The sequence below is a fragment of the Nonomuraea sp. NPDC049480 genome (assembly GCF_044465905.1).
In the GTDB taxonomy this organism is placed as follows: Bacteria; Actinomycetota; Actinomycetes; order Streptosporangiales; family Streptosporangiaceae; genus Nonomuraea.
The window spans coordinates 1,133,586-1,155,404 of the sequence record NZ_JBITMD010000001.1; the positions used below are offsets into that span (position 1 = coordinate 1,133,586).

Annotated in this window: 35 protein-coding genes; all 35 read right to left on the reverse strand. The window is 65.8% G+C overall.

The features are described 5' to 3' along the window. Nucleotides 1–32: 32 nt before the first annotated feature. Nucleotides 33–569, reverse strand: coding sequence for a 50S ribosomal protein L17 (rplQ, locus tag ACIBX3_RS05310; RefSeq protein WP_397113299.1), 537 nt, complete (start codon nt 567–569; stop codon nt 33–35). A gap of 224 nt (nt 570–793) precedes the next feature. Then, nucleotides 794–1,810 (reverse strand): DNA-directed RNA polymerase subunit alpha, encoded by a 1,017-nt coding sequence (locus ACIBX3_RS05315; RefSeq protein ID WP_103960866.1) that lies wholly within the window; start codon nt 1,808–1,810, stop codon nt 794–796. Nucleotides 1,811–1,907: 97 nt separating this feature from the next. Further along, entirely contained in the window at nt 1,908–2,534 is a 627-nt protein-coding gene (rpsD, locus tag ACIBX3_RS05320) for a 30S ribosomal protein S4 (protein WP_397113301.1), read from the reverse strand. A 23-nt stretch (nt 2,535–2,557) separates the two neighbouring features. Next, nucleotides 2,558–2,962: a 30S ribosomal protein S11 gene (gene rpsK, locus ACIBX3_RS05325; RefSeq protein WP_020542285.1), complete on the reverse strand. Its 405-nt coding sequence runs from the start codon at nt 2,960–2,962 to the stop codon at nt 2,558–2,560. Nucleotides 2,963–3,085: 123 nt separating this feature from the next. Continuing rightward, complete coding sequence (gene rpsM / locus ACIBX3_RS05330; RefSeq protein WP_397113303.1) at nt 3,086–3,466, reverse strand: 30S ribosomal protein S13; 381 nt, start codon at nt 3,464–3,466, stop codon at nt 3,086–3,088. A gap of 207 nt (nt 3,467–3,673) precedes the next feature. Further along, complete coding sequence (rpmJ, locus tag ACIBX3_RS05335) at nt 3,674–3,787, reverse strand: 50S ribosomal protein L36 (RefSeq protein ID WP_003956441.1); 114 nt, start codon at nt 3,785–3,787, stop codon at nt 3,674–3,676. Nucleotides 3,788–3,811: 24 nt separating this feature from the next. After that, complete coding sequence (gene infA / locus ACIBX3_RS05340) at nt 3,812–4,033, reverse strand: translation initiation factor IF-1 (protein WP_012887858.1); 222 nt, start codon at nt 4,031–4,033, stop codon at nt 3,812–3,814. A 271-nt stretch (nt 4,034–4,304) separates the two neighbouring features. Beyond that, complete coding sequence (locus tag ACIBX3_RS05345; RefSeq protein WP_397113305.1) at nt 4,305–4,736, reverse strand: hypothetical protein; 432 nt, start codon at nt 4,734–4,736, stop codon at nt 4,305–4,307. A gap of 103 nt (nt 4,737–4,839) precedes the next feature. Next, the gene (locus ACIBX3_RS05350; RefSeq protein WP_397113307.1) at nt 4,840–5,268 is read right to left on the reverse strand and encodes a DUF1707 domain-containing protein; all 429 of its coding nucleotides are present in this window, start codon (nt 5,266–5,268) and stop codon (nt 4,840–4,842) included. A gap of 14 nt (nt 5,269–5,282) precedes the next feature. Next, entirely contained in the window at nt 5,283–6,092 is an 810-nt protein-coding gene (gene map, locus ACIBX3_RS05355; protein ID WP_397113309.1) for a type I methionyl aminopeptidase, read from the reverse strand. A 109-nt stretch (nt 6,093–6,201) separates the two neighbouring features. Next, a complete protein-coding gene (locus ACIBX3_RS05360; RefSeq protein ID WP_397113311.1) occupies nt 6,202–6,852 on the reverse strand; it encodes an adenylate kinase in 651 nt (216 codons plus the stop codon). Beyond that, nucleotides 6,852–8,159: a preprotein translocase subunit SecY gene (gene secY / locus ACIBX3_RS05365; RefSeq protein ID WP_397113313.1), complete on the reverse strand. Its 1,308-nt coding sequence runs from the start codon at nt 8,157–8,159 to the stop codon at nt 6,852–6,854. The genes ACIBX3_RS05360 and secY overlap by 1 nt, the downstream gene beginning before the upstream one ends. Before the next feature lie 171 nt (nt 8,160–8,330). Further along, nucleotides 8,331–8,786: a 50S ribosomal protein L15 gene (gene rplO, locus ACIBX3_RS05370; RefSeq protein WP_397113315.1), complete on the reverse strand. Its 456-nt coding sequence runs from the start codon at nt 8,784–8,786 to the stop codon at nt 8,331–8,333. Between the two features lie 2 nt (nt 8,787–8,788). After that, entirely contained in the window at nt 8,789–8,971 is a 183-nt protein-coding gene (rpmD, locus tag ACIBX3_RS05375) for a 50S ribosomal protein L30 (RefSeq protein WP_080043226.1), read from the reverse strand. 2 nt (nt 8,972–8,973) lie between these two features. After that, nucleotides 8,974–9,603: a 30S ribosomal protein S5 gene (gene rpsE / locus ACIBX3_RS05380; RefSeq protein WP_049572667.1), complete on the reverse strand. Its 630-nt coding sequence runs from the start codon at nt 9,601–9,603 to the stop codon at nt 8,974–8,976. Between the two features lie 49 nt (nt 9,604–9,652). Continuing rightward, nucleotides 9,653–10,036 (reverse strand): 50S ribosomal protein L18, encoded by a 384-nt coding sequence (gene rplR, locus ACIBX3_RS05385; RefSeq protein WP_397113317.1) that lies wholly within the window; start codon nt 10,034–10,036, stop codon nt 9,653–9,655. A 2-nt stretch (nt 10,037–10,038) separates the two neighbouring features. Then, nucleotides 10,039–10,581, reverse strand: coding sequence for a 50S ribosomal protein L6 (gene rplF / locus ACIBX3_RS05390; protein ID WP_397113319.1), 543 nt, complete (start codon nt 10,579–10,581; stop codon nt 10,039–10,041). 16 nt (nt 10,582–10,597) lie between these two features. Further along, the gene (gene rpsH / locus ACIBX3_RS05395) at nt 10,598–10,996 is read right to left on the reverse strand and encodes a 30S ribosomal protein S8 (protein WP_020542297.1); all 399 of its coding nucleotides are present in this window, start codon (nt 10,994–10,996) and stop codon (nt 10,598–10,600) included. A 155-nt stretch (nt 10,997–11,151) separates the two neighbouring features. After that, nucleotides 11,152–11,337 (reverse strand): type Z 30S ribosomal protein S14, encoded by a 186-nt coding sequence (locus tag ACIBX3_RS05400; RefSeq protein ID WP_020542298.1) that lies wholly within the window; start codon nt 11,335–11,337, stop codon nt 11,152–11,154. A gap of 4 nt (nt 11,338–11,341) precedes the next feature. Continuing rightward, the gene (gene rplE, locus ACIBX3_RS05405; protein WP_132509674.1) at nt 11,342–11,917 is read right to left on the reverse strand and encodes a 50S ribosomal protein L5; all 576 of its coding nucleotides are present in this window, start codon (nt 11,915–11,917) and stop codon (nt 11,342–11,344) included. Further along, a complete protein-coding gene (rplX, locus tag ACIBX3_RS05410) occupies nt 11,917–12,210 on the reverse strand; it encodes a 50S ribosomal protein L24 (RefSeq protein WP_397113402.1) in 294 nt (97 codons plus the stop codon). The genes rplE and rplX overlap by 1 nt, the downstream gene beginning before the upstream one ends. 11 nt (nt 12,211–12,221) lie before the next feature. Next, nucleotides 12,222–12,593: a 50S ribosomal protein L14 gene (gene rplN, locus ACIBX3_RS05415; RefSeq protein WP_026214151.1), complete on the reverse strand. Its 372-nt coding sequence runs from the start codon at nt 12,591–12,593 to the stop codon at nt 12,222–12,224. A 192-nt stretch (nt 12,594–12,785) separates the two neighbouring features. Next, the gene (gene rpsQ / locus ACIBX3_RS05420) at nt 12,786–13,088 is read right to left on the reverse strand and encodes a 30S ribosomal protein S17 (RefSeq protein WP_397113321.1); all 303 of its coding nucleotides are present in this window, start codon (nt 13,086–13,088) and stop codon (nt 12,786–12,788) included. Beyond that, the gene (gene rpmC / locus ACIBX3_RS05425) at nt 13,081–13,317 is read right to left on the reverse strand and encodes a 50S ribosomal protein L29 (RefSeq protein WP_091090562.1); all 237 of its coding nucleotides are present in this window, start codon (nt 13,315–13,317) and stop codon (nt 13,081–13,083) included. Before rpmC ends, rpsQ begins: the two co-directional genes overlap by 8 nt. Next, complete coding sequence (rplP, locus tag ACIBX3_RS05430; protein WP_397113323.1) at nt 13,317–13,736, reverse strand: 50S ribosomal protein L16; 420 nt, start codon at nt 13,734–13,736, stop codon at nt 13,317–13,319. The genes rpmC and rplP overlap by 1 nt, the downstream gene beginning before the upstream one ends. 2 nt (nt 13,737–13,738) lie before the next feature. Beyond that, nucleotides 13,739–14,584, reverse strand: a complete 846-nt coding sequence (gene rpsC / locus ACIBX3_RS05435) for a 30S ribosomal protein S3 (RefSeq protein ID WP_397113325.1) — start codon at nt 14,582–14,584, stop codon at nt 13,739–13,741. Next, a complete protein-coding gene (gene rplV, locus ACIBX3_RS05440; RefSeq protein WP_305924407.1) occupies nt 14,584–14,937 on the reverse strand; it encodes a 50S ribosomal protein L22 in 354 nt (117 codons plus the stop codon). The genes rpsC and rplV overlap by 1 nt, the downstream gene beginning before the upstream one ends. A 24-nt stretch (nt 14,938–14,961) precedes the next feature. Then, nucleotides 14,962–15,240, reverse strand: coding sequence for a 30S ribosomal protein S19 (rpsS, locus tag ACIBX3_RS05445; RefSeq protein ID WP_357681660.1), 279 nt, complete (start codon nt 15,238–15,240; stop codon nt 14,962–14,964). An 11-nt stretch (nt 15,241–15,251) separates the two neighbouring features. Next, nucleotides 15,252–16,088, reverse strand: coding sequence for a 50S ribosomal protein L2 (gene rplB / locus ACIBX3_RS05450; protein WP_397113327.1), 837 nt, complete (start codon nt 16,086–16,088; stop codon nt 15,252–15,254). A gap of 103 nt (nt 16,089–16,191) precedes the next feature. Continuing rightward, nucleotides 16,192–16,494, reverse strand: coding sequence for a 50S ribosomal protein L23 (gene rplW, locus ACIBX3_RS05455; RefSeq protein WP_397113329.1), 303 nt, complete (start codon nt 16,492–16,494; stop codon nt 16,192–16,194). Next, nucleotides 16,494–17,144, reverse strand: a complete 651-nt coding sequence (gene rplD / locus ACIBX3_RS05460) for a 50S ribosomal protein L4 (protein WP_397113331.1) — start codon at nt 17,142–17,144, stop codon at nt 16,494–16,496. Before rplD ends, rplW begins: the two co-directional genes overlap by 1 nt. Beyond that, the gene (rplC, locus tag ACIBX3_RS05465) at nt 17,141–17,794 is read right to left on the reverse strand and encodes a 50S ribosomal protein L3 (protein ID WP_397113333.1); all 654 of its coding nucleotides are present in this window, start codon (nt 17,792–17,794) and stop codon (nt 17,141–17,143) included. The genes rplD and rplC overlap by 4 nt, the downstream gene beginning before the upstream one ends. Before the next feature lie 14 nt (nt 17,795–17,808). Continuing rightward, the gene (rpsJ, locus tag ACIBX3_RS05470) at nt 17,809–18,117 is read right to left on the reverse strand and encodes a 30S ribosomal protein S10 (RefSeq protein ID WP_012887830.1); all 309 of its coding nucleotides are present in this window, start codon (nt 18,115–18,117) and stop codon (nt 17,809–17,811) included. A 254-nt stretch (nt 18,118–18,371) separates the two neighbouring features. Continuing rightward, entirely contained in the window at nt 18,372–19,565 is a 1,194-nt protein-coding gene (gene tuf, locus ACIBX3_RS05475; protein WP_397113335.1) for an elongation factor Tu, read from the reverse strand. A 150-nt stretch (nt 19,566–19,715) separates the two neighbouring features. Then, entirely contained in the window at nt 19,716–21,764 is a 2,049-nt protein-coding gene (gene fusA / locus ACIBX3_RS05480; RefSeq protein ID WP_397113337.1) for an elongation factor G, read from the reverse strand. Nucleotides 21,765–21,819: the final 55 nt, after the last annotated feature.

Genomic DNA, 21,819 nt, shown 5'->3' on the forward strand with positions numbered 1-21,819 from the left:
CGAGAGGGGGTCCGGGCCCGATGCCTGAAAGATCAGGCCTCGTCCTTCTTCGCCTCGGCCTCGGCGGCCGGAGCCTCCTGGCCGGCGGCCTCGGGAGCCTCAGCGGCCTCGGCGGTCTCCTCAGCCTTGGGGGCCTCGGTCTCCTCCGCGGCCGGCGCGGGCGCCGCGGCGGCGGCCGGAGCCTCGGTGCGGCGGGTGGTGACGGCGTTCAGCGGCTCGGTCACCAGCTCGATGACCGCCATGGGCGCGTTGTCGCCCTTGCGCGCACCGACCTTGGTGATGCGGGTGTAACCACCGGGACGCTCGGCGAACGTCGTCGCGATCTCGGTGAAGAGGTGGTGCACGACGCCCTTGTCCTTGACGACGGTCAGGACCTGGCGACGGTTGTGGATGTCGCCCTTCTTCGCCTTGGTGATCAGGCGCTCCGCCAGCGGGCGCAGGCGCTTGGCCTTCGTCACCGTGGTGCGGATCTTGCCATGGCGGAACAGATCGGTGGCCAGGTTGGCCAGGATCAGCCGCTCGTGCGCCGGGCTGCCGCCAAGACGTGCACCCTTGGTGGGCTTGGGCATTTCATCTCTCCTTGTGGATTAACCCGCCCCGGCCGTACCAGGTACCGGAGTCGGGCCGGCGCCGCGATGGCGCGACACCGTTACGTTCACCCGCAGGCCCCACGCCCCCGACAGACCCGAGAACCTCAGCCCTCCGGAGCCGGACAGCGGCGATTTCTCGCCGCTGCCCCAGCCCGAAGGACCTCAGCCCTCCGGAAAGCGCGGAGACGAACCGCGGGAAGTTATCAGTACTGCTCGGTCTCGACGTAAGCGCTGTCGTCATCGTCGTAACCGCCACCGGCCACCGCGCTCGGGTCGAACCCGGGCGGGGAGTCCTTGAGCGCCAGCGACATCTCGTGCAGCTTCTGCTTGACCTCTTCGATCGACTTGGCGCCGAAGTTGCGGATGTCCAGCAGGTCCTGCTCGCTGCGGGCGACGAGCTCACCCACGGTGTGGATGCCCTCGCGCTTGAGGCAGTTGTAGGAGCGAACGGTGAGGTTCAGCTCCTCGATCGGCAGCGCCAGGTCGGCGGCCAGGGCGGCGTCGGTCGGCGACGGGCCGATGTCGATGCCCTCGGCCTCGACGTTGAGCTCGCGGGCCAGGCCGAAGAGCTCGACGAGGGTCTTACCGGCGGAGGCCACCGCGTCGCGGGGCTTCATCGCGGGCTTGGTCTCGACGTCGAGGATGAGACGGTCGAAGTCGGTACGCTGCTCGACTCGGGTCGCCTCGACCTTGTAGGTGACCTTGAGGACCGGGGAGTAGATCGAGTCGATCGGGATGCGACCGATCTCCTGACCCGGCTGCTTGTTCTGGGCGGCGGAGACGTAGCCGCGACCGCGCTCGACGGTCAGTTCCATCTCCAGCTTCGCCTTGCCGTTGAGCGTGGCGATGCGGAGCTCGGGGTTGTGCACCTCGACACCGGCGGGCGGCGCGATGTCGGCGGCGGTGACCTCACCCGGGCCCTGCTTGCGCAGGTACATCACGACCGGCTCGTCGTGCTCGGAGGAGACGACCAGCTCCTTGAGGTTGAGGATGATGTCGGTGACGTCTTCCTTGACCCCGGGAACGGTCGAGAACTCGTGCAGCACGCCCTCGATGCGGATGCTCGTCACGGCCGCGCCCGGAATGGACGACAGCAGCGTGCGGCGCAGCGAGTTGCCGATGGTGTAGCCGAAGCCCGGCTCCAGCGGCTCGATGACGAATCGGGACCGGGTGTCGTCGATCGACTCTTCGAGAAGAGTCGGGCGCTGAGCGATCAGCATGTGTGGGTTCTCCCCTTTTTCGTGTGGCGACCGCTATATGACGCCACTCCGATATAAAGCGTAGTCGAGGTGCGGAAATCCGCACCTCGACCAAGGCTCACTTCGAGTAGTACTCGACGATGAGCTGCTCTTGCACCTGGGTGTCGATCTGCTGGCGAACCGGCAGCTGGTGAACCAGGACGCGGAGCTTGTCCGGCACGACGCCGAGCCACGCGGGAACGGTGCGCTCACCCGCGGTCGCCCGGGCGACCTCGTACGGAAGAAGATTGCGCTTGGTCTCGCGGACCTCGATGATGTCGTGCTCGCGAACGCGGTACGACGGGATGTCGACCTTCTTGCCGTTCACCAGGAAGTGGCCGTGGCGCACCTGCTGGCGGGCGGCGTCACGCGACTGCGCGAGGCCGGCACGGTAGACGACGTTGTCGAGACGGCTCTCCAGGATCTGGAGCAGCACCTCGCCCGACTTGCCGCTCTTGCGGGCGGCTTCCTCGTAGTAGTTGTGGAACTGCTTCTCGAGGACGCCGTAGATGCGGCGGGTCTTCTGCTTCTCGCGAAGCTGAAGCTGGTACTCGGACTCCTTGGGACGTCCGCGGCCGTGCTCACCCGGCGGGTAAGGACGGATCTCGATGGGGCACTTGGCGGACTCGCACTTGCTGCCCTTGAGGAAGAGCTTGGTCTTCTCGCGACGGCAGAGCTTGCAATCCGCGCCCGTGTAACGAGCCATTTCTCTCTATCTCCTGGGCTAATTCAGACGCGGCGGCGCTTGGGCGGGCGGCAGCCGTTGTGCGGAACCGGGGTGACGTCCTGGATCGAACCCACTTCGAGGCCGGTGGCCTGCAGCGAGCGGATCGCGGTCTCACGGCCGGAGCCGGGACCCTTGACGAAGACGTCGACCTTGCGCATGCCGTGCTCCATGGCGCGGCGGGCGGCGTTCTCCGCGGCCATCTGGGCGGCGAACGGGGTGGACTTACGGGAGCCCTTGAAACCCACGTGGCCGGCGCTGGCCCAGGAGATCACGTTCCCGTTCGGGTCGGTGATCGAAACGATCGTGTTGTTGAACGTGCTCTTGATGTGGGCGTGCCCATGAGCGACGTTCTTCTTCTCCTTGCGGCGCACCTTCTTCGGTGCGCCCTGACGGCTCTTAGGAGGCATTGTTTGCCATTACTCCTGAGGTCTTCGGTCCAGCGGCTGTGTAGAACGGTCGCGCTCACTCGGCCCTCGCTGATCACGCGAGCTACCGCTCTCGGGCCTGAGTGTTCGCCGCTCCGGAGCGGACTACTTCTTGCCGGGCTTCTTCTTGCCGGCGACGGTCTTCTTCTTGCCCTTGCGGGTGCGCGCGTTGGTCTGCGTGCGCTGACCGTGCACGGGCAGGCCCTTGCGGTGCCGGATGCCCTGGTAACAACCGATTTCGATCTTGCGACGAATGTCGGCCTGGACCTCGCGGCGCAGGTCACCCTCGATCTTGAAGTTCGCCTCGATGTAGTCACGCATCGGGACGAGCTCGGTGTCGGAGAGCTGGTGAACCCGGAGGTCGCCGCTGACACCGGTGGCCTCGAGGACCTCCTGGGCGCGGGTGCGGCCGATTCCGTAGATGTAGGTGAGAGCGATCTCCAGCCGCTTGTCGCGGGGGAGGTCGACGCCAACCAGGCGAGCCATGGTCGGGCATTCTCCTTCGTTGTGGCGGAGGTCTTGCGCCTCACTGCCCCTCCCCATGCCCGGGGTGAGGGCCCCGGCCTCCGACCGGGGGTCTCCTGAGCGGTTCGGAACCCGCCTGCTCAGGTGTGACGCGCTATTGCTTGTTCAGGCTTCTCATGCGTCGAGCCCGCTCCCTTGCGGGGCGGACTCGGAGAAGCCTTGCGGCGACTAGCCCTGGCGCTGCTTGTGGCGCAGGTTGTCGCAGATCACCATGACGCGACCGTGCCGGCGGATCACCTTGCACTTGTCGCAGATCTTCTTGACGCTCGGCTTTACCTTCATTGTCCTTTATGTCCTCAGACGTTCTTACTTGTATCGGTAGACGATCCGCCCACGACTGAGGTCGTAGGGGCTCAGTTCAACGACTACCCGGTCGTCCGGAAGGATCCGGATGTAGTGCATCCGCATCCGTCCACTGATGTGGGCCAGGACCTTATGGCCGTTGTCGAGCTGCACCCGGAACATGGCGTTCGGGAGCGATTCGACCACAGTGCCCTCGATCTCGATGGCGCCGTCTTTTTTGGCCAAAATTCCTCGCGTTTCACTGATCGGTCGTCTGAGGCTCCGGTTCACTACGCAGCCGCGACCTTCACGCTTCGGAGAGAGCGGCGATCACGAAGATCGCCGACGCGTGATAGTCATAGTGAGCCGACTAAGGAGTGTACGACACCTGGGCCAAAAACGCGAAACGCGTGCCAGGTGTCCTGACACAACCATCAAATAGTGTACCCCACGCACAGCGGAAGGCCCGCCAGGGGAGAGAACCCGGCGGGCCTTCCAGGGGATGGGATGGGAAGATCTAGTAGATGCGGTGCACCGAGCCGCAGTACTTGAACTTGCCGCCCCAGCAGGTGTACGTGTACAGCTTCTTGATGCCCTTCATGTTCCACGTGTGGTTGTACGAGCCGTTCCACCCGTAGAAGTGCTTGCCGGAGCCGCCGTTCTTGAACTCGTAGCGGAACCAGACGTAGCCCTTCTTCGAGGTGAACTCCTTGCCGTACCAGTGGGTGTAGACCTTGCCGTTCTTCTTCCAGGTCTTGCCGTAGGTGTAGGCCTTGCGGTTGCTGGAGTAGTACTTGCCCCAGTTGCCCATCGACGTCGCCGTCGAGGCGGCGGTCTGGGTGGCGGTCGCCGTCTGAGCGGCGGTCGCCGCCTGGGCGGCGGGGGCGACGGTGAGGCCGGCCAGGGCGATCGCGCCGGAGAGAGCGGTGGCTGCGAGGACCTTACGCATGTGGATTTCCTCCGTGAGTCGTGTTCTCGACACAGCTCACGTTAGGAATCCGGCCGTATCCGTACTGCGCACGAATGCACACAGTGCACTAATGCACAATCTTCTACTTCTTCTTGGGCTGGTTACTCCCGAAAATGGTGCTCACCAGCAGGATCACGCCCCAGGGGCCCATGACCCACAGCGGCCACGGATAGACCGCGCCGTCCGAAGAGAGGCTCACGATGAGCCAGATCACCCAGTTGATGCCGCTGGCCATGGCCCAGGCACCCCAAGCCGCCTGCATGCCGGAGTGCATGCTCCCCTGCTTCGCGGGCAGCTGCGCCTGCTTGGCCGGGCGGTGACGCAGGTCCACGTCGGGCAGGTCGGCGGTCAGCTTGGCGAGCTCGCCATAGGTCTTGCTCTGGTAGAGCTGTTCGAGTCGCTCGTTGAACTCGTCCATCGTGATGCGGCCCTGAGCGGTATGTTCACGGAGGATGGCGGCGACTTTGTCGCGGTCGGCGTCGGAGGCACGCATTTCGGGGCTGTTCGCCATCCCACCACTCCCGGCTAGTTCTTCAGCTGAGCCAGGCGCTCTTTGCCCCCATCCAGGGCGGTCAGCACCCAAGGACCATTATGTGTCACCGCGACGCTGTGTTCGAAGTGTGCGGAGGCCTTACCGTCGATCGTCACCACGGTCCAGTCGTCGGACAGCACCCGCGTGCGCTCCGTGCCCAGGTTGACCATGGGCTCGATGGCCAGGCACATGCCCTCCTCCAGGGCCGGACCGCGGCCGGAGCGGCCGTGGTTGGCGATCCAGGGGTCCATGTGCATCTCGGTGCCGATGCCGTGGCCGCCGTACTCGGGGGGGATGCCGTAGCGGCCCTGCGACTTGACGTACCGCTCGATCTCGAAGCCGATGTCGGACAAGTGCCGGCCGGGCCGCAGCGCGGCGATGCCACGCCACATGGACTCCTCCGTGACGCGCATCAGCTCGGTCAGCTTCGAGTCCACCTCGCCCACCGGGACGGTCACGGCCGAGTCGCCGTGCCAGCCGTCCAGGATGGCGCCGCAGTCGATCGAGATGATGTCGCCCTCGCGTAGCCGGCGGGCGTCGGTCGGGATGCCGTGCACCACCTCGTCGTTCACGGACGCGCAGATCGTCGCGGGAAAGCCCTGGTAGCCCTTGAACGACGGGATCGCGCCCTCTCCCCTGATCGCCTTCTCGGCGATGGAGTCGAGGTCGAGCGGCGTCATACCGGGCTCGACCGAGCGCTTCAGCAGGTCGAGCGTGCGCCCGACCACCAGGCCGGCGGCCCGCATCTTCTCGAGTTGCTCCGGCGACTTGATCTGGATTCCGTGCCGGTTTCTTTTGAACATCCTTTGCCCCCCTGGGTCTCAACGGGCCACCTGGGGGCCCAATTCCCCCACAATAGCCGCGAGGTGGCACGGAAACCCGTGCCACCTCCGCAATCGGTGCCGCCGCAGCTCAGCCCATGAACGGACGGATCTCCTCCATGGCTCGCCGGGTGACCTCCTCGACCGGGCCGGTCGCGTCCACCCCCACGAGGATGCCCTCGTCGGCGTAGTACGAGACCAGCGGCGCCGTCTGCTCCTGGTAGACCTCCAGGCGGTGCCTGACGGTCTCCTCCTTGTCGTCGTCCCGCTGGAACAGCGCGCCCCCGCACGCGTCGCACTCGTCATCCTTCTTGTCGTCGAACTCGACGTGCCAGATGCGGCCGCACTGGCTGCAGGTGCGCCGGCCGGCCAGCCGCCTGACCACCTCGTCGTCGTCGACGACGAGTTCGAGGACGAGGTCAAGCGCCTGGCCCCAGTCCTTGAGCATGTCGCGCAGGATCTCGGCCTGCGCGACATTGCGTGGGAAGCCGTCGAGCAGGAAACCGTCCTGCGCGTCGTCCTCCGAGAGGCGGTCACGGACCATGGCGATGGTGACCTCGTCGGGCACCAGGTCGCCACGGTCCATGTACGTCTTGGCCAGCTTGCCAAGGTCCGTGCCGCCCGAGACGTTGGCACGGAAGATGTCACCTGTCGAGATTTTCGGGATGGACAGGTTCGATGCGATGTACTGGGCCTGTGTCCCCTTACCCGCTCCGGGGGGCCCGACCAGAACGAGACGCACTACCTCAGGAAGCCTTCGTAATTACGCTGCTGCAGCTGGCTCTCGATCTGCTTCACCGTGTCCAGGCCGACGCCTACCATGATCAGAATGCTCGTCCCTCCGAACGGGAAGTTCTGGCTCGCCCCGGCAATCGCCAGCGCGACGATCGGGACCATGGAGATCAGACCCAGATAGAGCGCGCCGGGCGCGGTCAGACGGGTGAGCACGAAGTTCAGGTATTCAGCCGTCGGCCGGCCGGGGCGGATGCCCGGAATGAAACCACCGTACTTCTTCATGTTGTCGGCGACTTCAGTGGGGTTGAACGTAATCGACACGTAGAAGTACGTGAAGAAGACGATCAGCAGGAAGAACGAGCCCATGTAGATCGGCGTGTCGCCCGTGGCCAGGTTCTGCGCGATCCACAGGATCACCGGGTTGTTGCTGGTCTGGAAGAGCGAAGTGACCAGCTGCGGCAGGTAGAGCAGCGACGAGGCGAAGATGACCGGGATGATGCCGGCCTGGTTGACCTTGAGCGGGATGTAGGTCGATGTTCCGCCGTACATCCTGCGCCCGACCATCCGCTTGGCGTACTGGACCGGGATGCGCCGCTGCCCCTGCTCGACGAAGACCACCGCGGCGATCATGAAGACGCCGACCACCAGGACGACGGCGAAGGTGAACTTGTTGGCCTGGAAGATGTTGGCCAGCTCGGACGGGAAGACCGCCACGATCTGGGTGAAGATCAGAATGGACATGCCGTTGCCCACGCCGCGGTCGGTGATCAGCTCGCCCAGCCACATGATCACGGACGTGCCGGCCGTCATGATGACCACCATCGTGACGATGCCGAAGATGTTGTCGGGATCCAGCAGCACGTCCTGCTGGCAGTTCGGGAAGAGCTGGCCGGTGCGGGCCAGGGCGATGAACGCGGTCGACTGCAGGACCGCGAGGCCGATCGTCAGATAACGCGTATACTGCGTGATCTTCGTCTGGCCGGCCTGGCCTTCCTTCTTCAGCGCCTCGAGGCGCGGAATGACCACGACCAGCAACTGGAGAATGATGCTCGCGGTGATGTACGGCATGATGCCCAGCGCGAACACCGAAAGTTTCAGGAGTGCGCCGCCGCTGAACAGCTGCACCATCCCGTAGATGTTGCCGGTGCTCTCGTCAGCGCGCGCCTGGTTGAAACAGGCCGCCAGATTCTGTACGTGAACGCCCGGTGTCGGAAGAACCGAGCCGAGACGGAAAAGCGCGATGATGCCCAGGGTAAAGAGCAACTTCTTGCGCAGGTCCGGCGTCCGGAACGCCCGGGTAAACGCGGTCAGCACGGTCCCTCCTGCGCGCCTATTCGGCGATGTGAGTATGCGATGGTGCGGGGATCTGCCATCTGAGTCTCATTGTCAAAACGAGCCGGACAGAAGCCTGCCGTCTCGCGAACTCTAACGCACTACGGGCGTGGGGGCCCATTGTCAGAACCCCCACGCCTCGTCATAGCGTTACTACAGCTCGGTAACGGAGCCACCGGCGGCGGCGATCTTCTCCTTCGCGGTGGACGAGAAGGCGTGTGCCTGCACGTTCACCGAGACCGAGATCTCGCCGGTGCCGAGCACCTTCACGAGCTGGTTCTTGCGAACAGCCCCCTTGGCGACCAGCGCCTCGACGGTGACCTCGCCACCCTCGGGGAACAGCTCTCCGAGTCTGTCAAGGTTGACGACCTGGTAGGTCGTCTTGAACATGGCGTTGGAGAAGCCCTTGAGCTTCGGCAGACGCCTCTGCAGCGGCACCTGGCCACCCTCGAAGCCCGGAAGCATCGTGGTGCGGGCGTGCGTGCCCTTGGTGCCGCGACCGGCCGTCTTGCCCTTGGACGCCTCGCCACGACCCTTGCGGATCTTGGCCTTGTTGGCGCCAGGGGCCGGACGGAGGTCGTGAATCTTGAGCGGAGCCTTGTCAGTCATGACTAGTCGACCTCTTCCACCTCGACGAGGTGCGTCACCACGGAGACCATCCCGCGAATCTCGGGCCGGTCCTCCTTGACGACGACGTCGCCGATTCGCTTCAGGCCAAGCGAACGCAGCGAGTCACGCTGGTTCTGCTTGCCACCGATCTTCGAGCGAACCTGAGTGATCTTCAGGCGTGCCATGACTAGCTCACCGCCTTCGCGGCCGCGGCCTCCGCGATGCCCTCGCGCTGAGCCTTGAGCATCCGGGCCGGAGCCACGTCCTCGATCGGCAGCCCACGGCGGGCGGCGATCTCCTCGGGGCGCGAGAGGCCCTTCAGAGCCGCCACGGTGGCGTGCACGATGTTGATCGGGTTGTCCGAGCCGAGCGACTTGGACAGCACGTCGTGGATGCCGGCGCACTCCAGCACCGCACGCACCGGGCCACCGGCGATGACGCCGGTACCGGCCGAGGCCGGACGCAGGAAGACGACGCCGGCCGCCTCCTCGCCCTGCACGGTGTGCGGGATGGTGCCCTGGATCCGAGGCACCTTGAAGAAGTGCTTCTTCGCCTCTTCGACGCCCTTGGCGATGGCCGCGGGAACTTCCTTGGCCTTGCCGTAGCCGACGCCGACCAGGCCGTTGCCGTCACCGACGACGACGAGGGCGGTGAAGCTGAAGCGACGACCACCCTTCACGACCTTGGCCACTCGGTTGATCTTCACTACGCGCTCGATGTACGAGACGCCCTTGTCGGCGGCGCCACCGCGGCGATCGTCACGACGGTCCCGCCGCTCGCCACCGGTGCCGCCACCGCGACGCGGAGCTGCAGCCATCAGTGGTTCCTCATCTCAGTTGCCATCATTTGCGATCCTCGGGCCCTCATCAGAACTCGAGCCCGCCCTCGCGAGCGCTGTCGGCCAGCGCCGCGATCCGACCCGCATACCGGTTGCCACCGCGGTCGAAGACGACCTGGGTGATCCCGGCTTCCTTGGCCCGCTGAGCGAGGAGCTCGCCGACCTTCTTCGCCTTCTCGGTCTTGTCCGCCTCCAGCGTGCGCAGCGAGGGGTCCATGGTGGACGCGCTCACCAGCGTGTGGCCGACGGAGTCGTCCACGATCTGGACGAACATGTGACGTGTCGAGCGGTTGACGACCAGGCGCGGACGCGCGGCCGTACCGACGACGTTCTTGCGGACGCGGCGGTGGCGGCGGGCCCGCGAGACGGTGCGGGCAGCCGTGTGCTTGCTGAACGCAGTCTTCGGAGCCATGCCTACTTACCAGCCTTTCCGACCTTGCGGCGGATCTGTTCGCCCTGGTAACGCACGCCCTTGCCCTTGTACGGGTCAGGCTTGCGCAACTTGCGGATGTTGGCGGCGACCTCGCCGACCTTCTGCTTGTCGATGCCGTCCACGTGGAACAGAGTCGGCTTCTCGACGCGGAAGGTGACGCCCTCGGGGGCGTCGACGATGACCGGGTGACTGAAGCCCAGCGAGAACTCCAGCTGCGCCGGGCCCTTGGCCTGAACGCGGTAACCGACGCCGACGATCTCCAGGGACTTGGAGTACCCCTGGGTGACGCCCTGCACCATGTTGGCGATCAGCGTCCGAGACAGGCCGTGCAGCGCACGAACCTTGTTCTCGTCGTTGGGCCGGCTGACGGCGATGGCGCCGTCGTCGTCCCGAGCCACCTTGATGGGCTCGGCGACCTTGTGAGAAAGCGTGCCCTTCGGGCCCTTGACCTGGACATCCTGACCGTCGATCGTGATGTCGACGCCGCCGGGCACAGGGATGGGCAGCCGTCCGATTCGCGACATGCTGTGTTCCTCCCCTCTACCAGACGTAGGCGAGGACTTCCCCGCCCACACCACGCTTGCCGGCCTGCTTGTCGGTCATGAGGCCGTGGGACGTCGAGATGATCGCGACGCCCAGTCCGCCCAGGACTCGAGGCAGGTTGTCCTTCTTCGCATAAACCCGCAGACCGGGCTTGGAAACCCGGCGCAGGCCCGCGAGCGACCGCTCACGGGTAGGCCCGAACTTGAGCTCCACCACGAGGTTCTTGCCAACCTTGGCGTCCTCGACGGTCCAAGCCTGGATGTAGCCCTCCTGCTGGAGGATCTCGGCGATGTGCGCCTTGATCTTCGAGTACGGCATCGACACGCTGTCGTGATACGCCGAATTCGCGTTGCGCAGACGCGTGAGCATGTCTGCGATCGGGTCGGTCATCGTCATGGCCAGTGGCCTTCCTCGCCGCGGTTTCCAGTCGGCCAAGCAGAGCTCTACCGGTGGACCTTCGGCGCGGTCATGGACGCTCGTGTGAGAGCGTCCGGGTCTTCTACTGAAATATGGTCACCGTCGGGGCGGCACAGGGCCGCCCTTCAGGGTATCTACCAGCTCGACTTGGTGATGCCGGGCAGCTCGCCCCGGTGCGCCATCTCACGGAAGCACACGCGGCAGAGCCCGAACTTGCGGTAGACGGCGCGGGGCCGGCCACAGCGGGAGCACCGGGTGTACGCCCGGACCTCGAACTTCTGCTTGCGCCCCGCCTTGGCGATCAGCGACTTCTTCGCCATTGGTTCAGGCCTCCTTGAACGGGAAGCCGAGGAGCTTCAGCAGCGCCCGGCCCTGGTCGTCGTTCTTCGCCGTGGTCACGATCGTGATGTCCATGCCCCGCGGCCGGTCGACCTTGTCCTGGTCGACCTCGTGGAACATGACCTGCTCGGTCAGGCCGAAGGTGTAGTTGCCGTTGCCGTCGAACTGCTTCGGCGACAGGCCGCGGAAGTCCCTGATGCGGGGCAGCGCCAGCGACAGCAGCCGGTCCAGGAACTCCCACATGCGGTCGCCGCGCAGCGTGACGTGCGCGCCGATCGGCATGCCCTCGCGCAGCTTGAACTGGGCGATGGACTTGCGGGCCCGGACGACCGCCGGCTTCTGGCCGGTGATCACGGTGAGGTCGCGGACGGCACCCTCGATGAGCTTGGAGTCGCGAGCGGCCTCGCCGACGCCCATGTTGACCTTGATCTTGGTCAGACCCGGGATCTGCATGACGTTCTCGATGCCGAACTGCTCGCGAAGCTGGGCCGCGATCTCCTCGCGGTACTTCGTCTTGAGTCGCGGCGTCGGGCGCTCGGTCTCAGTGGTCGTCGCAGTCATCAGCTGTCCTCACCCGTCTCGTCGGCCTTCTTCTCGTCGGCCTTCTTGTCGGCGGGCTTCTCGTCCTTGAGCTTCTTCACGTTCGAGACGTGGATGGGACCCTCCATGGTCTGCACGCCGCCGGTCTTGGCGCCGCGCGGGCCCTGGTGGGTCTCCTTGGCGTGCTTCTTGATCATGTTGACGCCCTCGACCACCACGCGGTCCTCGCGCGGCAGCGTGGCGATCACGCGGCCCTTGGCACCCTTGTCCTTACCGGCGATGACCTGGACCAGGTCACCCTTCTTCACATGCAACAACTTCGGCATTACAGCACCTCCGGGGCGAGCGAGATGATGCGCATGAACTTCTTGTCGCGCAGCTCGCGGCCGACCGGGCCGAAGATACGAGTGCCACGAGGGTCACCGCTGTCCTTGATGATGACGGCGGCGTTCTCGTCGAAGCGGATGTAGGAGCCGTCGGGCCGGCGGCGCTCCTTGACCGTGCGGACGATGACGGCCTTGACCACATCGCCCTTCTTGACGCCCGTGCTGCCGGGCAGCGCGTCCTTGACAGTGGCGACGATGACGTCGCCGATACCGGCGTAGCGTCGGCCCGAACCACCGAGAACACGGATGCAAAGGATCTCCTTCGCGCCCGTGTTGTCGGCGACCTTGAGCCGCGACTCCTGCTGGATCACGTTGAACTCCTGTTAGTCGCGCCGGTTCTCATCTCTGAGCCTGGCGGAACCTGCTGTTGTCTTGTTCCCACGGCCACAGCCCTCCTGGGAGGGCCGCACCGCAGGCGACGGGCACGCTGGGCGCACCCGTCCTTGGACGCCGTCATGGGGGCTCTGAGAGCCCCCACGAGGCGCGGTATATCCGAGAGGGCCTTACTTGGCCTTCTCGAGGATCTCCACGACCCTCCACCGCTTGGTGGCGGAGAGGGGGCGGGTCTCCATGAGCAGCACTCGGTCGCCGACGCCGCAGGCGTTGGCCTCGTCGTGTGCCTTGTACTTGGTCGTACGGCGGATGACCTTGCCGTACAGGCGGTGCTTCACGCGGTCCTCGACGGCGACGACGACGGTCTTGTCCATCTTGTCGCTGACGACGAGGCCCTCGCGGACCTTGCGGAAGTTCCGCTGGTCATCCGCGGCCTCAGCGGCCTCGGTGTTGGTGGTCTCGGTCTCAGCCATCGCTCGACTCCTTCTCGACCGTGACGATGCCGAGCTCCCGCTCGCGCATCACGGTGTAGATACGGGCGATCTCGCGGCGGACGGCGCGCAGCCGCCCGTGGCTCTCCAACTGACCGGTCGCCGACTGGAAGCGGAGGTTGAACAGCTCCTCCTTCGCCTCCTTCAGCTTCTGAACCAGGGTGTCCTGGTCCTCGAGCCGCAGCTCCCCGGCGGTCAGGCCCTTAGCCATCACGCCTCACCCATTTCACGCTTAACGATCTTGCACTTCATCGGGAGCTTGTGGATCGCCCTGGTGAGCGCCTCACGCGCGACCGACTCCGCCACGCCCGACAGCTCGAACATCACGCGTCCGGGCTTGACGTTGGCGATCCACCACTCCGGCGAACCCTTACCGGAACCCATGCGGGTCTCGGCGGGCTTCTTCGTCAGCGGACGGTCGGGGTAGATGTTGATCCACACCTTGCCGCCACGGCGGATGTGACGGGTCATGGCGATACGAGCGGACTCGATCTGGCGGTTGGTCACGTAGGAGTGCTCAATCGCCTGGATGCCGAACTCGCCGAACGTGACCCTGGTGCCGCCCTTGGCGGCTCCGCTGCGGTCGGGCCGGTGCTGCTTACGGTGCTTGACCCTGCGCGGGATCAGCATGGTCAGCTCCCTTCAGCACCCGGCTGCGCAGCCGGGCCGGTCTCGGGGGCGGCCTGCGCGGCCGCCTCGGTACGGGGGGCGCCGCGGCCACCGCGACGCGGACGGTCACCGCCACCACGACGGGGACGGTCACCGCCGCCGCCGCCGCCACCACGACGGTCATCGCGCTCGCGACGCTGACCGGCACGAGCGCCGGCGGCAGCCGCCTCACGCTCGGCGCGGCTGGTCGGAGCCTCGCCCTTGTAGATCCAGACCTTCACGCCGATGCGGCCGAAGGTCGTGCGGGCCTCGTAGAGGCCGTAGTCGATGTCCGCGCGCAGCGTGTGCAGCGGCACACGACCCTCGCGGTAGAACTCCGACCTCGACATCTCGGCGCCGCCCAGACGACCGGAGCACTGGACACGGATGCCCTTGGCGCCGGACTTCATGGCCGACTGCATCGCCTTGCGCATGGCACGGCGGAACGAGACACGGCTGGACAGCTGCTCGGCCACGCCCTGCGCGACGAGCTGCGCGTCGATCTCCGGGTTCTTGACCTCGAGGATGTTGAGCTGGACCTGCTTCTTGGTCAGCTTCTCAAGGTCGCCACGGATACGGTCCGCCTCGGCGCCGCGCCGGCCGATCACGATGCCCGGACGCGCGGTGTGGATGTCCACCTGCACACGGTCCGTGGTGCGCTCGATCTCGACCTTGGAGATGCCGGCCCGCTCCATGCCCTTCTGCAGCATGCGGCGGATCGCCACGTCCTCGGCGACGTACGACTTGTACAGCTTGTCGGCGTACCACCGGCTCTTGAAGTCGGTCGTGATGCCGAGGCGGAACCCGTGCGGGTTAACCTTCTGGCCCACTATCGGGTCCTTCCCTTCGGCTCGCGGGACTCCACGATCACAGTGATGTGGCTCGTCCGCTTGTTGATCCGATAGGCACGACCCTGTGCGCGCGGACGGAACCGCTTCAGCGTCGGGCCCTCGTCGACCCACGCCCGGCTGACGACGAGCGTCTGCGGGTCGAGGTCGAAGTTGTGCTCAGCGTTCGCCATCGCGCTGCTGAGCACCTTGAAGATCGGCTCGCTCGCCGACTGGGGAGCGAACTGCAGCACGGCCTGCGCCTCCGAAGCGGGCAGCCCGCGAATGAGGTCCACCACACGGCGGGCCTTCTGGGGCGTGACACGGACGAACCGCGCCTGAGCCCTGGCTTCCATCGCTTTCTCCTACTTCCGGGACGCTTACCGCCGGCTGCGGCGGTCTTCCTTGACGTGGCTGCGGAACGTCCGCGTGGGGGCGAACTCTCCGAGCTTGTGACCGATCATCGACTCGGTGACGAACACCGGGACGTGCTTGCGGCCGTCGTGCACGGCGATCGTGTGCCCGAGCATGTCGGGAACGATCATGGAGCGCCGCGACCACGTCTTGATGACGTTCTTGGTGCCCTTCTCGTTCTGGGCGTCCACCTTCTTGGCGAGGTGGTCGTCCACGAAGGGACCCTTCTTAAGGCTACGTGGCATTTCGGCTGCTCCTACCGCTTCTTCCTCTTGCTCCGACGACGGATGATCAGCCGGTCGCTGGACTTGTTCGGCTGGCGGGTGCGGCCCTCGGGCTTACCCTTCGGGTTCACCGGGTGGCGACCGCCGGAGGTCTTGCCCTCACCACCACCGTGCGGGTGGTCGACGGGGTTCATCGCGACACCGCGAACGGTCGGGCGCTTGCCCTTCCACCGCATACGGCCGGCCTTGCCCCAGTTGATGTTGGCCTGCTCGGCGTTGCCGACCTGGCCGACCGCCGCCCTGCAGCGCACGTCGACCATGCGCATCTCACCGGACGGCATACGCAGGGTCGCGTACTGGCCTTCCTTGGCGAGCAGCTGGATCTGGGCGCCCGCGCTGCGGCCGAGCTTGGCGCCGCCGCCCGGACGGAGCTCCACCGCGTGGATGAAGGTACCGGTCGGGATGTTGCGCAGCGGCAGGCAGTTGCCCGGCTTGATGTCGGCCGCGGGGCCGTTCTCGATACGGTCGCCCTGCTTGAGGCCGGTCGGCGCGATGATGTAGCGCTTCTCGCCGTCGGCGTAGTGCAGCAGAGCGATGTTGGCGGTGCGGTTGGGGTCGTACTCGATGTGAGCGACCTTGGCCGGGATGCCGTCCTTGTCATGCCTACGGAAGTCGATGATCCGGTAGGCGCGCTTGTGACCGCCGCCCTGGTGGCGGGCGGTGACTCGGCCGTGTACGTTGCGGCCGCCCTTGCTGTGAAGGGGCGCAAGCAGCGACTTCTCGGGGGTGCTGCGGGTGATCTCGGAGAAGTCCGAGACACTCGACCCGCGGCGACCCGGAGTCGTCGGCTTGTATTTACGGATGCCCATCTTTTTCGTTCATCCTTCGTCGGTTACATGGGTGAGCCCGCCGCACCGGAGTGCGACGGTCTCGACCCCGCGGACCTAGGGATCCGCTCACTATCTATGGCAGTTAGCCGATCTGACCGAAGATGTCGATCCGATCGCCCTCGACCAGGCTCACGATCGCGCGCTTGGTGTCGGGACGCTTGCCGAAGCCGGTACGGGTCCGCTTGCGCTTGCCCTGCCGGTTGATCGTGTTCACGCTGGTGACCTTGACCCCGAAGATCTGCTCAACAGCGATCTTGACCTGGGTCTTGTTCGCGGTGTTCTTCACCAGGAACGTGTACTTGTTGTGCTCGTCGATCAGGCCGTAGCTCTTCTCAGAGACGACCGGCTTGATGATGACGTCGCGCGGGTCGGCGATCTTCTCCATCAGGCGTCTTCCTTCCCGCCCTGGCTCAGGCGAGCGACGACCTGGTCGTAAGCCTCCTGCGTGAAGACCACGTCGTCGTGCACGAGCACGTCGTAGGTGTTGAGCTGCCCGGCGTCCAGCAGGTGGACCTCGGGAGCGTTGCGCAGGCTCAGCCACGTCAGCTCGTCGGCGTCGTCGACGACGACGAGCACCCGGGGAGCCTCGGTGACCTTGCGCAGCGCCTGGAGCGCGGCCTTGGTCTTGGGAGACTCCCCCGTGACCAGCGAGCTGACCACGTGAACGCGGCCGCCGCTCGCCCGGTCGGACAGGGCGCCACGCAGGGCGGCGACCTTCATCTTCTTGGGCGTGCGCTGCGCGTAGTCACGCGGCACGGGGCCGTGGACGACGCCACCGCCGGCGAACTGCGGCGCGCGGGTCGAGCCCTGACGGGCGCGGCCGGTGCCCTTCTGGCGGTACGGCTTCTTGCCGCCGCCGCGGACCTCACCGCGGGTCTTGGCCTTGTGTGTGCCCTGCCGGCGAGCGGCGAGCTGGGCCACGACCACCTGGTGGATCAGCGGAACGTTGACCTTGGCCCCGAAGATGTCCTCGGGAAGGTCAACGGTGCCGGCCTTCGCGCCGCTGGCGTCGAGGACGTCAATAGTGGTGCTCACTTGGCAGCCCCCTTCTTGGCAGCGGTACGGACGAGGACCAGGCTGCCGTTCGCGCCGGGGATCGCACCCTTGATCAGGATGAGACCCTTCTCGGCGTCCACGGAGTGAACCTTGAGGCTCTGCACGGTGGTGCGGACGTTACCCATCCGGCCAGCCATGCGCAGACCCTTGAAAACGCGGCCCGGGGTGGCGCAGCCACCGATGGAACCCGGCGAGCGGTGCTTGCGCTGCGTACCGTGCGACGCGCCCAGACCCTTGAAGCCGTGCCGCTTCATGACACCGGCGAAGCCCTTGCCCTTGCTCTTGCCCGTCACGTCGACGAACTGGCCGGCCTCGAAGGTGTCGGCCAGCAGCTCCTGGCCCAGGGTGTAGTCGCTCGCGTCGTCGGTGCGGATCTCCGCGAAGTAACGGCGCGGGGTGATGTCGTGCTTGCGCAGGTAGTCGCCGAGCGGCTTGTTGACCTTCCGGGGGTCGACCTGCCCGAAACCGAGCTGAACGGCGGAGTAGCCGTCCTTGTCAGCAGTGCGGACGCGGGTCACCACGCACGGACCGGCCTCCACCACGGTCACCGGAACCATCCGGTTGTCCGCGTCGAAGACCTGGGTCATGCCGAGCTTCTTGCCCAGGACGCCCTTGATCGTCTTAGCCATGTCAGTGCGTTCCCTCAGAGCTTGATCGAAATGTCGACACCCGCAGGGAGGTCGAGCCGCATGAGCGAGTCGACCGTCTTGGGGGTCGGATCGATGATGTCAATCAGCCGCTTGTGCGTGCGCATCTCAAAGTGCTCGCGGCTGTCCTTGTACTTGTGCGGCGAGCGGATGACGCAGTACACGTTCTTCTCGGTCGGCAGCGGCACCGGGCCCGCGACCTTCGCGCCAGTCCGCGTCACCGTCTCGACGATCTTCTTGGCCGAGCTATCGATGACCTCGTGGTCATAGGCCTTAAGCCGGATGCGGATCTTCTGTCCCGCCATAATGGCCTCGGTGTCCTTCGCTGTCGTCTGAAAAAGTATCGTGCGGCCTGTTGCCGCTATGTCGTTGCAGGCCGAAGCCTGCGCGACCCCACGAGGCAGACGTAGTCGATCTGCCTTTTCTTCCGTGATCCGGCAGTTACTTCGGTCACAGGCCGAAGCGACTGCTGGATCACGGCGCCCTGCGTGGGGCCCCTTGACGTGGTGCGGCGGTCGGACCCGAAGGTTCGGGGCCGACCGCCGCCCCGACGGTCTAGCTACTTGATGATCTTCGTGACCCGACCGGCGCCGACGGTGCGGCCACCCTCACGGATCGCGAACTTGAGGCCATCCTCCATGGCGATGGGCTGGATCAGCTCAACGCGCATTTCGGTGTTGTCGCCCGGCATGACCATCTCGGTGCCCTCGGGGAGGTGCACGACACCGGTCACGTCAGTCGTACGGAAGTAGAACTGCGGGCGGTAGTTGTTGAAGAACGGCGTGTGGCGACCGCCCTCGTCCTTGGACAGGATGTAGACCTGACCCTCGAACTCGGTGTGCGGGGTGGTCGTGCCCGGCTTGATGATGCACTGACCGCGCTCGACCTCGTCACGCTTGATGCCGCGGAGCAGCAGGGCGGCGTTGTCGCCGGCCTCGCCCGTGTCGAGCATCTTGTTGAACATCTCGATGCTGGTGACGGTGGTGGTCGTCTTCTCCGGCTTGATGCCGATGATGTCGACCTGCTCGTTGACCTTGACGACACCGCGCTCGATACGGCCGGTGACGACGGTGCCGCGACCGGTGATCGAGAAGACGTCCTCGACCGGCATGAGGAACGGCTTGTCCGTCTCACGCGGCGGCTCGGGAACGTTCTCGTCCACGGCGTTCATCAGCTCGATGATGCTGTCGGCCCACTTGGTGTCGCCCTCGAGCGCCTTGAGCGCCGAGACGCGGACGACCGGCAGGTCGTCGCCGGGGAACTCCTGAGCGGACAGGAGCTCACGGACCTCCAGCTCGACGAGCTCGAGGATCTCCTCGTCGTCGACCATGTCGGCCTTGTTGAGCGCCACGACGATGTAGGGGACGCCGACCTGGCGGGCCAGGAGGACGTGCTCCTTCGTCTGCGGCATCGGGCCGTCGGTGGCGGCGACCACCAGGATGGCGCCGTCCATCTGGGCGGCACCGGTGATCATGTTCTTCACGTAGTCGGCGTGACCGGGGCAGTCCACGTGAGCGTAGTGGCGCTTCTCGGTCTGGTACTCGACGTGCGCGATGGAGATCGTGATGCCGCGAGCCTTCTCCTCCGGCGCCTTGTCGATCTTGTCGAACGGGGTCGCCTTGTTAAGCTCGGGGAAACGGTCGTGAAGCACCTTGGTGATCGCCGCGGTCAGCGTGGTCTTGCCGTGGTCGATGTGTCCAATGGTGCCGATGTTCATGTGCGGCTTGGTCCGCTCGAACTTGGCCTTGCCCACTGGTTCTCTCCTTGAGAATCTGACTGACTTTCGTCTACACACTCGGGCCCGGGAACCCCCGAACCCCTTGGCGGTGGGGCGACTGCCGTCGCCCCACCAGGGACCAGGACAGAAGTCCTGGACCGACCCGTCACCGGATCGGACCAGAAACTACTCGCCCCGGGCCTTCGCGACGATCTCCTTGGCGATGCCCGGGGGCACCTCCGAGTAGGAGTCGAACTGCATGCTGTAGCTCGCGCGCCCCTGCGTCTTGCTACGCAGGTCGCCCACGTAGCCGAACATCTCAGACAGCGGCACGAGCGCCGTGACGACGCGGGCGCCGGCCCGCTCGTCCATCGACTGGATCTGCCCGCGGCGGCCGTTGAGGTCACCGATGACATCACCCATGTAGTCCTCGGGCGTGGTGACCTCAACGGCCATCATCGGCTCGAGAAGCACTGCGTCGGCCTTGCGAGCGGCCTCCTTGAAGGCCATCGAGCCGGCGATCTTGAACGCCATCTCCGAGGAGTCGACGTCGTGCGCGGCACCGTCGATCAGCGTCACCTTCACGCCCACCATCGGGTAGCCGGCCAGCACGCCGAACTCGGCGGCCTCCTGAGCACCCGCATCGACCGAGGGGATGTACTCCCTCGGGACGCGGCCGCCCGTGACCTTGTTCTCGAACTCGTAGCCGTCGTTGCCTTCGCCCAACGGTTCGAGGTTGATGATCACCCGCGCGAACTGGCCGGAACCACCGGTCTGCTTCTTGTGGGTGTAGTCGAGCTTCTCCACCTTGCGGCGGATGGTCTCGCGGTAGGCCACCTGCGGACGGCCGACGTTGGCCTCGACCTTGAACTCGCGACGCATGCGGTCGACGAGGATCTCCAGGTGAAGCTCGCCCATGCCCCAGATGACCGTCTGACCGGTCTCCTCGTCACGGCGGACCTGGAAGGACGGGTCCTCCTCGGCCAGCCGCTGGATGGCGGTCGACAGCTTCTCCTGGTCGCCCTTGGTCTTGGGCTCGATGGCGACGTTGATGACCGGAGCCGGGAACGTCATCGACTCGAGCACGACCTGGTTCGACGGGTCGGACAGCGTGTCGCCGGTCGTGGTGTCCTTGAGACCCATGACCGCCACGATCTGACCAGCGATCGCCGAGGGGCGCTCTTCGCGCTTGTTGGCGTGCATCTGGTAGATCTTGCCGATCCGCTCCTTCTTGCCCTTCACAGAGTTCACAACCTGTGAACCGGTGTCGAGCGTGCCGGAGTAGATGCGGATGTAGGTGAGCTTGCCCAGGTGCGGGTCGCTGGCGATCTTGAACGCCAGCGCGGAGAACGGCTCGGCCGGGTCCGCGTGACGCTCGATCACCACGTCCTCCTTGCCGACCGCGTGACCCTTGAACGCCTTGAGGTCGGTCGGGGCGGGGAGGTAGGCGACGATCGCGTCGAGCAGGGGCTGCACGCCCTTGTTCTTGAACGCGGTGCCGCAGAGCACCGGGTTGATGGCGCTGGCCAGCGTGGCGCGGCGGATCGCCGCCACCAGCTGCTCCTCGGTGGGCTCGGTGCCCTCGAGGTAGAGCTCCATCAGCTCGTCGTCGTTCTCGGACACGGTCTCGATGAGACGGTCGCGCCACTCACGGGCGGCCTCGGCGTGGTCGGCCGGGATGTCGACGGTGTCGTACATCTCGCCCTTGGCCGCCTCGGCGCTCCAGATGAGGCCCTTCATCTTGATGAGGTCGATGACGCCCTTGAAGTCGGCCTCAACGCCCCACGGAAGCTGGATCACGGCCGGGGTGGCAGCCAGACGGCTGACCATCATCTCGACGCAGCGGTGGAACTCAGCGCCGACCCGGTCCATCTTGTTGACGAAGCAGATCCGGGGAACTTCGTAGCGGTCAGCCTGGCGCCACACCGTCTCCGACTGCGGCTCGACACCCGCGACGCCGTCGAACACGGCAACCGCACCGTCGAGGACGCGGAGCGAACGCTCCACCTCGATGGTGAAGTCGACGTGACCCGGAGTGTCGATGATGTTGATCGTGTGACCGATCCACTCACAGGTGGTCGCGGCAGACGTGATCGTGATGCCGCGCTCCTGCTCCTGCTCCATCCAGTCCATCGTGGCAGCGCCCTCGTGGACTTCACCGATCTTGTAGTTGATGCCGGTGTAGAACAGGATGCGCTCGGTCGTGGTGGTCTTGCCCGCGTCGATATGGGCCATGATCCCAATATTGCGGACCTTGGCCAGGTCAAGAGCGGTCGTAGCGGCCACTTTA